We start from the raw sequence: 11,602 nt of genomic DNA, 5'->3' as shown, positions 1-11,602 counted from the left end.
AGACAAAAATTAAAAATAAAAAAGGAGTATTTGTCATGAATACAAAAATGATGGAACAATTTGAGATTATGGATGCTGATATGCTTACTTGCGTTGAAGGTGGCGGTTGGATAAGATGTGGACTTGGTGTAGTTGGAGGGGCATTGACTACAGGAATTGCTGGTAGCGCCTTAGGAACTGTAACGCTACCTATCATTGGTACTGTATCTGGAGCTACTGTTGGTTTTTGGGGCGGAGCGGCAGCTGGTGCTGCTAAATACTGTTAAAAATCGCTCTTCATTACTAAGCTGAACTTAGTTGGAATGGAGTAAATAATTATGAACAAGAAAAAGATAGTTTCAACTATAGTATTTTTAGTATTTATTATAATATCAGTGGATAATTTTTTTAGAGACTTAACCCCATTGCTATTCATTTTGAATATTATTGGCCTAACTTGTTTTTTAGTGTTAACATACATTAGCATAAAAGACATGATCTTAAATAGAAGTAAATGATGATTTGGTTAGTCCTAGAACCAATCAACTCATGTTCATCGGCTTGACAGGTTTTATGTATATCATTTGTTTGTATAGAGGTATTACAGCAGGAGAATCCTATCAACAACTAATCGCTTATATTGGCGCTGTTCTCTGCTTGATTGTCATGTTTCTGCTCATTTGGGGCTTGAAGTATTATAAAAAGTAGAGCTTAATGAAGTATAAAAGAAAAGGGTAAGTGTTTTCGCAATACTTACCCTTTTATAATGAAGTTTTTGCAATTCAAGATGTTTCGATGACCATTTAAGATTTATATGAATTTGTAATCTTAAATAAGGTAAGATAAAGATAACAAATGTAAAGGAGTATTCTTATGAAGAAACAAAAGATAAAATCGCTATTACTTGTACCACTTGTATTTGCATCTATTACTGCAGGTCTTGCATATGCAGAAGAACAGCCTACTACTTCATCTATCCAGGCGAATGATAGTTCTCTTGTGGCGCCAGATTTACAATCGGGTACGGAAAAGATGGAGCATAAACCTTCTGTTGTAACCCCAGAAGAGTATGAGAAGAATGTTACGGACTTTAAAAAGATAGATATTGAAGCTGTTCGTCAATCTTTTACAGAGGATCAATTGGAACATACTATTTATTTTGGTAGAAAAACTTGCTCTCATTGTCGTCAATTTTCTCCTGAATTGAAAGAATTTAATAACTTGATTGAAAAGAAGTTAGAGTATTATGATTTGGATGGTAAGGATTTTGATGGGGAAGCGAGAGAGTTTCTATTTAAAAAAGTCGGTATTCCAGGAACACCAACAATTTTGTATTTAAAAAATGGACATCCGATATCTGGATGGGTTGGTGGCGGAGCAACTGCACAACAGGTGTATGATTATATGTACTCGAGAAACTCACCTAAGCAAACGGAGACAGTAAAATCTTCTGAGGAAACAGTAACTGAAAGTGTCCGTGATGAGAAAACCAGAAATGACAGCATGAGTATTAGTGATAAAGTTGTAAGCGACAGCAAAGGTATGAGTGATGAAAAAAGAACTGAAATGAAAATATCCAATGTTAATCCCAATTCTAATAGTGAAAATAGTGGGAAAGTGAAGAGTACAAACTCAACTTCTGAAGCTAAAACTACTCAATCTGACAATTTAGCAATGTTAGACAATAAGAATCAATTGGAAACTCCCAAACCTATTTTTGATGTTGCTCAAGAAAATAAAACTCCTCCAACTGATGTTAAGAGGACTGATTATGTAAGCGAATCTATTACTTCGAATGAAAAATTATTACCGAAAACAGGAGAGGAAGAAAGTTACCAACTGCTTCGGCTGGCTGTCGCGTTTTTTATGGCTTCTGTAATGATTAAAGTGAAACAAAAAATTCATAAATAAAAATAGATGGTAAACAGGTGCAATGATACTATTTGTTTGTAATAACATATAGCTAACATTTGCCTATAGACAAGAGTGAAAGGGCAAGTATGTTTTTAATGCTTGCTTTTTAAATTTTTTAACAATTCAAGACGTTTCGATGACAATTCAAGATTTGGATGAAAAAAATTAATAAACGATGATATACTAAACTTGTCAAAGTTGCAACAAGACAAAAATTAAAATTAAAATTAAAATTAAAAATAAAAAAGGAGGTATTCCTCATGGAAACAAAAACAACGACTCAATTTGCAGTTATGGATAATGAAATGCTTGCTCGTATAGAGGGTGGGGATGTATCTGATATTTATAGAGGGTACGCTAATCAGGTAAGTCCATTCGGTTCTTACCCTCCTATATTAAAAAATTCAGGTCCTTTTCCAGTAAGTGGTTACTGCCCGCGCGGTTATCATGACCGTGGTTATATAGGAGCAGGTTTTCATTTATGTGGAATATAGGCTGAAATACAAGAAATGAGGAAGAATTTCTATGAAAAAGTATCAGTTTGTCTTCAAAATAAGTGCAGTTTTCTCTTACTTATTTTTCGTATTTGGTCTTTCTCAGATGACGCTTATTATTCAAAATTATTGGCAATTTTCTTCCCAGATTGGCAATTTCGTCTGGATTCAAAATTTCTTGAGTTTGCTATTTAGCGGAGTCATGATTTGGATTCTGGTTAAGACAGGTCATGGTTATCTCTTTCACATTCCAAGAAAAAAATGGCTTTGGTATTCGATTTTGACAGTATTAGTGCTAGTGCTCCAGATCTCTTTTAACGTTCAGACAGCTAAACATGTTCAGTCAACTGCTGAAGGTTGGGCTGTATTGATCGGTTATAGTGGGACCAACTTTGCTGAGCTAGGTATCTATATAACTTTGTTCTTTCTGACTCCACTTATGGAAGAGCTAATCTATAGAGGATTACTGCAACACGCCTTTTTTAAGCATTCGAGATTTGGCCTTGATTTGCTTCTTCCGTCAATTTTATTTGCTCTTCCTCATTTTTCAAGCCTGCCTAGTTTGTTAGATATCTTCATCTTTGCAACATCTGGCATCATCTTTGCTAGTTTGACCCGCTATACCAAGAGCATTTATCCTTCCTATGCGGTGCATGTGATCAATAATATTTTCGCAACATTACCATTTTTGCTGACTTTTTTACATAGGGTCTTGGGGTAAAAAAACAAAAGGCTTGCTTTTCAGCCATAGAGGAGATTATCATGTATAAACACTTATTTTTCCTAGATTCCAAAACCTTAGACTGGTTGACGCCCTATATTCTAGTCTTGGCTTCTGATACCATTGCTTTTAATGTTTTTGTGCTAACCTTTGTATCTGCGGTGGTCTTTAATTCCCTAAATTCCATGCTAGCTTTAATGGCTATATTCTTAGGGGCTGGTTATGTAGTCGGATTTTGGTTACTAAAATGGTTTGTTTTGGAAAGGCTAGAACTAAAGGATGACTTGTAGGGAAGTTTGTTGAGGAGGATAGTTTTATGGAGTTTTTTGATAAATTTCATGCCTTGTGCTTTGGATTTTTAGTACTACTAATCGTCATTACAGTTCCTTATACGATTAACCATGGGGATTTTTTTCAAAATGAATCTGAATTGATTATTGTAAGTCTTCTAGTAACCTCGCTGAGTGTTGTTTATGCTAGAAAGTTTGAAATGATTTCTTTTGGGATGTTAAGCAAGAAAGACCTTTTGCTTTTCATTGCAATCTTTCTTCTAAGTGTGCTTGAGACGCTGGTTTATATTCATTTCTTTGCTGTTTCTTCTGGCGCAGGAGTTCAACACTTGGCGGAAGTCAGCAGAGGAATTTCCCTGTCTTTGATTTTGACTACCTCAGTTTTTGGCCCCATCCAGGAGGAACTCATTTTCAGAGGACTTCTTCAAGGTGCGGTTTTTGACAACTCTTGGTTAGGGCTTGTGCTAACTTCCTCTCTCTTTTCTTTCATGCATGGACCTTCTAATGTCCCTTCGTTTATTTTTTATCTACTTGGGGGCTTGTTGCTGGGCTTTGCTTATAAAAAGAGCCAAAACTTATGGGTTTCGACTCTAGTCCACATGTTTTACAATGCTTGGCCACTCTTATATTATTTATAAAAATTATGAAAAGGTAAGTAGGAGATGGTGCTTACCTTTTTCTTTCTATAATGATACCCAAGCCAATTGAGTTTTCTTTGAGAATCGGGTGTGGAGCGGTTGACGAATAGGGCAAAAACTAGTAGAATAGTAAGGAAACTTTATACGGAGGAAAGAAATGGATTTGGGTGATAATGAGCTAACACTGACTCCCATACCTGGGAAAAGTGGCAAGGCTTATATGGGTAGCTATCCTGATGGGAAGCGCATCTTTGTAAAAATGAACACCTCTCCAATCCTACCTGGTCTAGCTAGAGAACAAATTGCTCCACAATTATTATGGAGTCGCCGTTTGGCAGATGGGCGTGATATGTGTGCTCAAGAATGGTTGACAGGCAAGATATTGACACCCTATGATATGAATCGTAAGCAAATCGTCAATATTTTAACCCGCCTTCATCGCTCACGTCCTTTGATGACACAGTTGAGTCGGTTGGGATATGCCATGGAAACACCTGTAGATTTACTACAGTCTTGGCAGGAAACTGCTCCAGATACTTTGCGTAAAAATCATTTTATCAGTGAAGTGATGGCTGATTTACGTCAGACTATTCCAGGATTTAGAGAGGACTATGCGACCATTGTCCATGGAGATGTACGACATAGTAATTGGATTGAGACAGACAGTGGCTTGATTTATTTGGTGGATTGGGATTCGGTTCGCTTGACCGACCGCATGTTTGATGTGGCCCATATGCTCTGCCATTATATTCCAGAACATCAGTGGAAGGAATGGTTGACCTACTACGGTTACAAGTATAATCAAACGGTATTAAGTAAATTGTATTGGTACGGTCAATTGTCTTATTTGAGCCAGATTTCCAAGTATTATATGAACCAAGATTTAGAAAATGTCAATCGGGAGATCCATGGCTTGCGTCACTTCCGAGACAAGTATGGAAAGAGAAGATGAGAGTTAGAAATCGTAAAGGGGCAACAGAATTACTAGAGGCAAATCCCCAGTATGTGGTCCTCAATCCCTTGGAAGCCAAGGCAAAATGGCGGGACTTGTTTGGCAATGATAATCCCATTCATGTGGAAGTTGGAAGTGGAAAGGGTGCCTTTGTTTCAGGTATGGCCAAGAAAAACCCTGACATCAACTATATCGGGATTGATATTCAAAAGTCTGTTTTGAGCTACGCTTTGGACAAGGTGCTTGAAGTTGGAGTGCCTAACATCAAGCTCTTGTGGGTAGATGGTTCTGACTTGACTGACTACTTTGAAGACGGTGAGATTGATCGCTTGTATCTGAACTTTTCAGATCCATGGCCGAAAAAACGCCATGAAAAGCGTCGTTTGACCTACAAGACCTTTTTGGATACCTTCAAACGTATCTTGCCTGAAAATGGAGAAATTCATTTCAAGACGGATAACCGTGGCTTGTTTGAGTACAGTTTAGTGAGCTTTTCTCAATATGGCATGAAGCTCAATGGTGTCTGGCTAGATTTGCATGCCAGTGATTTTGAAGGCAATGTCATGACAGAATACGAGCAAAAATTCTCAAACAAGGGGCAAGTTATCTACCGAGTTGAGGCAGAATTTTAAGAGATAGCCTAAAATTAGGCTGTACAAGTGCTTTTGCTTTACATAAGTTGGCAAACGTGCTATACTGATAGTAAGAATATGAAAAGTGAGGCGGGGAAATATCTTCGCCTCTTGCTTATGAGGAGGTGGACGCAATCGCAACAATCGTAGAATTAGTCAGAGAAGTTGTAGAACCTGTCATAGAAGCTCCTTTCGAACTCGTGGATATCGAGTATGGAAAGATTGGCAGTGACATGATTCTCAGTATTTTTGTAGATAAACCTGAAGGAATTACCTTGAACGACACGGCAGACTTGACAGAAATGATCAGTCCTGTCCTAGACACCATCAAGCCAGATCCCTTCCCAGAACAATATTTCCTAGAAATCACCAGTCCAGGCTTGGAACGTCCTTTGAAAACCAAGGATGCTGTTGCTGGAGCGGTTGGGAAATACATCCATGTCGGGCTCTACCAAGCCATCGATAAGCAAAAGGTCTTTGAAGGAACCTTGTTGGCCTTCGAAGAGGACGAGTTGACTATGGAATATATGGACAAGACACGTAAGAAAACTGTCCAAATTCCATACAGTTTAGTATCAAAAGCACGTTTAGCAGTTAAATTATAGAAAAAGAAAGGATAGCTTTTGAGGATTCAAAAGTGAAGAAAACATGAGTAAAGAAATGCTAGAGGCCTTCCGCATTTTGGAAGAAGACAAGGGAATCAAAAAAGAAGATATCATCGACGCAGTAGTAGAGTCGCTTCGTTCCGCTTATCGCAGACGCTATGGTCAATCAGACAGCGTAGCCATTGACTTTAACGAAAAAACAGGTGACTTTACCGTTTACACTGTCCGTGAAGTTGTTGATGAAGTATTTGATAGCCGTTTGGAAATCAGCTTGAAAGATGCTCTTGCCATCAATTCAGCCTATGAACTTGGTGATAAAATCAAGTTTGAAGAAGCGCCTGCTGAGTTTGGTCGTGTAGCAGCCCAATCTGCCAAACAAACTATCATGGAAAAAATGCGCAAGCAAACACGTGCCATCACTTACAATACTTACAAAGAGCATGAACAAGAAATCATGTCTGGTACTGTAGAACGCTTTGACAACCGCTTCATCTATGTCAACCTTGGCAGCATCGAAGCCCAATTGTCAAAACAAGACCAAATCCCTGGAGAAGTTTTTGCTTCTCATGATCGTATTGAAGTTTATGTCTACAAGGTTGAAGATAACCCTCGCGGTGTCAATGTCTTTGTTAGCCGTAGCCATCCAGAAATGATCAAACGCTTGATGGAGCAAGAAATTCCTGAGGTCTATGACGGAACTGTTGAAATCATGAGCGTGGCTCGTGAAGCTGGTGACCGTACCAAGGTTGCCGTTCGTAGCCACAATCCAAACGTGGATGCTATCGGTACAATCGTTGGACGTGGTGGTGCTAATATCAAGAAGATTACTAGCAAATTCCACCCAGCTCGCTACGATGCTAAGAATGACCGCATGGTACCAATCGAAGAAAACATCGACGTTATCGAGTGGGTAGCAGATCCAGCTGAATTTATCTACAATGCTATCGCTCCTGCTGAAGTTGACCAAGTTATCTTTGATGAAAACGACAGCAAACGTGCCTTGGTGGTTGTTCCAGATAACAAGCTTTCTCTTGCTATTGGTCGTCGTGGACAAAACGTGCGCTTGGCGGCTCACTTGACTGGTTACCGTATCGATATCAAATCTGCTAGCGAATTTGAAGCCATGGAAGACGCTGCTTCAGTAGAGTTGGAAGTAGAAAACGATACTGTAGAAGAATAAAAGCTGCTAGAGGAGGGAAAGATGAAAACGAGAAAAATCCCTTTGCGCAAGTCTGTCGTGTCCAATGAAGTGATTGATAAGCGTGATTTGCTCCGCATTGTCAAGAACAAGGAAGGACAAGTCTTTATCGATCCGACAGGCAAGGCCAATGGCCGTGGTGCTTATATCAAACTAGACAATGCAGAAGCCCTAGAGGCGAAAAAGAAGAAGGTCTTTAACCGTAGCTTTAGCATGGAAGTGGAAGAAAGCTTTTATGACGAGTTGATCGCTTATGTGGATCACAAAGTGAAAAGAAGAGAGTTAGGACTTGAATAAGCAAAAGATAAGCAATCTCTTGGGACTTGCTCAGAGAGCAGGGCGGATTATATCGGGTGAAGAATTGGTGGTCAAGGCCATTCAAGACGGTAAGGCCAAGTTGGTCTTTCTAGCCCATGATGCTGGACCCAATCTGACCAAGAAGATTCAAGATAAAAGTCATTATTATCAAGTAGAAATTGTAACCGTGTTTTCAACACTGGAATTAAGCATAGCAGTCGGGAAATCGAGAAAGGTTTTGGCTGTAACAGATGCTGGATTTACAAAGAAAATGAGGTCTCTTATGGAATAGAAGAGGAGGACATGATTTGTCTAAGAAAAGATTGTACGAAATCGCAAAAGAACTTGGAAAAGAAAGTAAAGAAGTTGTAGCGCGTGCAAAAGAGTTGGGCTTGGATGTGAAAAGCCACTCATCAAGTGTGGAAGAAGCTGTCGCTGCAAAAATCGCTGCCAGCTTTAAGCCTGCAGCTGCTCCGAAAGCAGAAGCAAAACCTGCAGCACCAAAAGCAAGTACAGAAAAGAAAGCCGAAAAATCTGAGCCAGCTAAACCAGCTGTAGCTAAGGAAGAGGTAAAACCTGCAGCCCCAAAAGCAAGTGCAGAAAAGAAAGCCGAAAAGTCTGAACCAGTAAAACCAGCTGTAGCCAAGGAAGAGGCAAAACCAGCTGAGGCAGTCGCTCCGAAGGCAGAAAAAGTAGCGGCTAAACCGCAAAGTCGTAATTTCAAGGCTGAGCGTGAAGCACGTGCTAAAGAGCAGGCAGAACGACGCAAGCAAAATAAAGGCAATAACCGTGACCAACAACAAAACGGCAACCGTCAGAAAAACGACGGTCGTAATGGTGGGAAACAAGCTCAAGGCAACCGCGACAATCGTCGCTTTAATGACCAAGCTAAGAAACAGCAAGGTCAGCAAAATCGTAGAAATGAGCGCCGTCAACAAGAGGACAAGCGTTCAAATCAAGCGGCTCCACGTATTGACTTTAAAGCTCGTGCAGCAGCCCTAAAAGCAGAGCAAAATGCAGAGTACGCACGTTCAAGCGAGGAACGCTTCAAGCAGTATCAGGCTGCTAAAGAAGCCTTGGCTCAAGCTAACAAACGCAAGGAACCAGAGGAAATCTTTGAAGAAGCGGCTAAGTTAGCTGAACAAGCGCAACAAGCACAGCAAGTTCAAGCAGTGGTTGAAGTCGTCCCTGAGAAAAAAGAACCTGCAGTAGATACACGTCGTAAAAAACAAGCTCGACCAGACAAAAATCGTGACGATTATGATCATGAAGAAGATGGTCCTAGAAAACAACAAAAGAATCGAAGTAGTCAAAATCAAGTGAGAAATCAAAAGAATAGTAACTGGAATAACAACAAGAAGAACAAAAAAGGCAATAACAAGAACAATCGTAATCAGACTCCAAAACCTGTTACAGAGCGTAAATTCCATGAATTGCCAACAGAATTTGAATATACAGATGGTATGACCGTTGCGGAAATCGCAAAACGTATCAAACGTGAACCAGCTGAAATCGTTAAGAAACTCTTTATGATGGGGGTCATGGCCACACAAAACCAATCTTTGGATGGGGAAACCATTGAACTCCTCATGGTGGATTACGGTATCGAAGCCAAACAAAAGGTTGAAGTGGATAATGCCGACATCGAACGTTTCTTTGTCGAAGATGGTTATCTCAATGAAGATGAATTGGTTGAGCGTCCACCAGTTGTAACTATCATGGGACACGTTGACCATGGTAAAACAACTCTCCTAGATACCCTTCGTAACTCTCGTGTTGCGACAGGTGAAGCAGGTGGTATCACTCAGCATATCGGTGCCTACCAAATTGTGGAAAATGGTAAGAAGATTACCTTCCTTGATACACCAGGACACGCGGCCTTTACATCTATGCGTGCGCGTGGTGCTTCTGTTACCGATATTACGATCTTGGTCGTAGCGGCAGATGACGGGGTTATGCCTCAGACTATCGAAGCCATCAACCACTCAAAAGCGGCCAACGTTCCAATCATCGTAGCCATCAACAAGATTGATAAACCAGGTGCTAACCCAGAACGCGTTATCGGTGAATTGGCAGAGCATGGAGTTATGTCAACTGCTTGGGGTGGAGATTCTGAATTTGTTGAAATCTCAGCTAAATTCAACCAAAATATCGAAGAATTGTTGGAAACAGTCCTGCTTGTGGCTGAAATTCAAGAACTCAAGGCAGACCCAACAGTGCGTGCAATCGGTACAGTTATCGAAGCTCGCTTGGATAAAGGAAAAGGTGCGGTCGCAACCCTTCTTGTTCAACAAGGTACCTTGAATGTTCAAGACCCAATCGTTGTCGGAAATACCTTCGGTCGTGTCCGTGCTATGACCAACGACCTTGGTCGTCGTGTTAAAGTTGCTGGACCATCAACACCAGTTTCTATCACAGGTTTGAACGAAGCGCCAATGGCTGGTGACCACTTTGCTGTTTACGAAGATGAAAAATCTGCGCGTGCAGCAGGTGAAGAGCGTGCCAAACGTGCCCTCATGAAACAACGTCAAGCTACTCAACGTGTCAGCCTTGAAAACCTCTTTGATACCCTTAAAGCTGGTGAACTCAAATCAGTTAACGTGATCATCAAGGCCGATGTACAAGGTTCTGTTGAAGCCCTTTCTGCCTCACTTCAAAAGATCGACGTGGAAGGTGTCAAAGTGACCATCGTTCACTCAGCGGTCGGTGCCATCAACGAATCAGACGTGACCCTTGCCGAAGCTTCAAATGCCTTTATCGTTGGTTTCAACGTACGCCCTACACCACAAGCTCGTCAACAAGCTGAAGCTGACGATGTGGAAATTCGTCTCCACAGCATTATCTATAAGGTTATCGAAGAGATGGAAGAAGCCATGAAAGGGATGCTTGATCCAGAATTCGAAGAAAAAGTTATTGGTGAAGCGGTTATCCGTGAAACCTTCAAGGTGTCTAAAGTGGGAACTATCGGTGGATTTATGGTTATCAACGGTAAGGTTGCCCGTGACTCTAAAGTCCGTGTTATCCGTGATGGTGTCGTTATCTATGATGGTGAACTCGCAAGCTTGAAACACTATAAAGACGACGTTAAGGAAGTTACAAATGGCCGTGAAGGTGGATTGATGATCGACGGCTACAATGATATTAAGATGGATGATGTGATTGAGGCCTATGTCATGGAAGAAATCAAGAGATAAGATTTTTTGCTCCTTTCTTAGGTGGTGAGGGACGCAAGCAAACCGATGGTTTCATTGCTTATTTTTGAGCCTAGGGTCTCAAAAATCCCCTGTGATGGGACTGATAAATCAGTTCCATCACTTTCACCACGGCGAAAGAAGCAGATGACTTCAAATTGAACTTCGTTTCAATTTAAACTGAAAATCAAGAAGTTTAAAATAGCTAGGTCTGCTGGCCTAGCTTTTGGTTCAAAGTAGAGAAAGGAATATCATGGCAAATCATTTCCGTACAGATCGTGTGGGCATGGAAATCAAGCGTGAAGTCAATGAGATTTTGCAAAAGAAAGTCCGTGATCCACGTGTCCAAGGTGTGACCATCACAGATGTTCAGATGCTGGGTGACTTGTCTGTTGCCAAGGTTTATTACACCATTTTGAGTAACCTTGCTTCGGATAACCAAAAAGTCCAAATCGGGCTTGAAAAAGCAACTGGTACCATCAAACGTGAACTTGGTCGCAATTTGAAATTGTACAAAATCCCAGATTTGACCTTCGTCAAAGACGAGTCCATCGAGTATGGAAACAAGATTGACGAGATGCTACGCAATCTGGATAAGAACTAAGAAAGAGGGGTTGCCCCTCTTTTTTGGTGGAGAAAAAGGCAATAAAACATGATGGGGGAATCTTTCTAGACTTATACTCAATGAAAA

Annotated in this window: 14 protein-coding genes and 1 pseudogene; all 15 read left to right on the top strand. The window is 40.6% G+C overall.

Annotated features, from left to right (window positions below; all coding sequences use genetic code 11):
- The first annotated feature begins 35 nt into the window (after window positions 1-35).
- The 15 genes and pseudogenes from HT723_RS09025 to rbfA all read left to right on the top strand — a co-directional run bounded on the left by HT723_RS09025 (window position 36) and on the right by rbfA (window position 11,515).
- Window positions 36-266, top strand: coding sequence for a bacteriocin class II family protein (locus HT723_RS09025; protein WP_172928303.1), 231 nt, complete (start codon window positions 36-38; stop codon window positions 264-266).
- A gap of 144 nt (window positions 267-410) precedes the next feature.
- A pseudogene (locus tag HT723_RS09020) lies at window positions 411-687 on the top strand (immunity protein); the annotation flags it as partial.
- Window positions 688-852: 165 nt separating this feature from the next.
- Window positions 853-1,890: a thioredoxin domain-containing protein gene (locus HT723_RS09015; protein ID WP_172935065.1), complete on the top strand. Its 1,038-nt coding sequence runs from the start codon at window positions 853-855 to the stop codon at window positions 1,888-1,890.
- 263 nt (window positions 1,891-2,153) lie between these two features.
- Window positions 2,154-2,387 (top strand): ComC/BlpC family leader-containing pheromone/bacteriocin, encoded by a 234-nt coding sequence (locus HT723_RS11965; RefSeq protein ID WP_050222911.1) that lies wholly within the window; start codon window positions 2,154-2,156, stop codon window positions 2,385-2,387.
- A 31-nt stretch (window positions 2,388-2,418) separates the two neighbouring features.
- Complete coding sequence (locus tag HT723_RS09005) at window positions 2,419-3,108, top strand: CPBP family intramembrane glutamic endopeptidase (RefSeq protein WP_050222912.1); 690 nt, start codon at window positions 2,419-2,421, stop codon at window positions 3,106-3,108.
- A gap of 41 nt (window positions 3,109-3,149) precedes the next feature.
- Window positions 3,150-3,398 (top strand): immunity protein BlpZ, encoded by a 249-nt coding sequence (gene blpZ, locus HT723_RS09000; RefSeq protein ID WP_049502002.1) that lies wholly within the window; start codon window positions 3,150-3,152, stop codon window positions 3,396-3,398.
- Between the two features lie 26 nt (window positions 3,399-3,424).
- Window positions 3,425-4,036: a type II CAAX endopeptidase family protein gene (locus HT723_RS08995; RefSeq protein WP_172935064.1), complete on the top strand. Its 612-nt coding sequence runs from the start codon at window positions 3,425-3,427 to the stop codon at window positions 4,034-4,036.
- A 157-nt stretch (window positions 4,037-4,193) separates the two neighbouring features.
- Window positions 4,194-4,988 (top strand): phosphotransferase family protein, encoded by a 795-nt coding sequence (locus HT723_RS08990; protein WP_050222914.1) that lies wholly within the window; start codon window positions 4,194-4,196, stop codon window positions 4,986-4,988.
- On the top strand, window positions 4,985-5,620 hold the full coding sequence (trmB, locus tag HT723_RS08985; protein ID WP_016397843.1) for a tRNA (guanosine(46)-N7)-methyltransferase TrmB: 636 nt from the start codon (window positions 4,985-4,987) through the stop codon (window positions 5,618-5,620). The genes HT723_RS08990 and trmB overlap by 4 nt, the downstream gene beginning before the upstream one ends.
- 125 nt (window positions 5,621-5,745) lie before the next feature.
- On the top strand, window positions 5,746-6,225 hold the full coding sequence (rimP, locus tag HT723_RS08980; protein ID WP_001808916.1) for a ribosome maturation factor RimP: 480 nt from the start codon (window positions 5,746-5,748) through the stop codon (window positions 6,223-6,225).
- Window positions 6,226-6,268: 43 nt separating this feature from the next.
- A complete protein-coding gene (gene nusA / locus HT723_RS08975; protein WP_000032273.1) occupies window positions 6,269-7,405 on the top strand; it encodes a transcription termination factor NusA in 1,137 nt (378 codons plus the stop codon).
- A 21-nt stretch (window positions 7,406-7,426) separates the two neighbouring features.
- Window positions 7,427-7,720: a YlxR family protein gene (locus tag HT723_RS08970; protein ID WP_000857562.1), complete on the top strand. Its 294-nt coding sequence runs from the start codon at window positions 7,427-7,429 to the stop codon at window positions 7,718-7,720.
- Entirely contained in the window at window positions 7,713-8,012 is a 300-nt protein-coding gene (locus HT723_RS08965) for a YlxQ-related RNA-binding protein (protein WP_001041390.1), read from the top strand. The genes HT723_RS08970 and HT723_RS08965 overlap by 8 nt, the downstream gene beginning before the upstream one ends.
- 16 nt (window positions 8,013-8,028) lie before the next feature.
- Window positions 8,029-10,914, top strand: a complete 2,886-nt coding sequence (gene infB / locus HT723_RS08960) for a translation initiation factor IF-2 (protein WP_172935063.1) — start codon at window positions 8,029-8,031, stop codon at window positions 10,912-10,914.
- 250 nt (window positions 10,915-11,164) lie between these two features.
- Entirely contained in the window at window positions 11,165-11,515 is a 351-nt protein-coding gene (gene rbfA, locus HT723_RS08955) for a 30S ribosome-binding factor RbfA (RefSeq protein WP_001273603.1), read from the top strand.
- The last annotated feature ends 87 nt before the right edge of the window (window positions 11,516-11,602 follow it).

This window comes from Streptococcus sp. 2106 (genome assembly GCF_013277315.1).
GTDB classification, from domain to species: Bacteria; Bacillota; Bacilli; order Lactobacillales; family Streptococcaceae; genus Streptococcus; species Streptococcus pseudopneumoniae.
The sequence above is the reverse complement of the archived record's forward strand: the minus strand, read 5'-3'. Positions and strand labels throughout refer to the sequence as shown.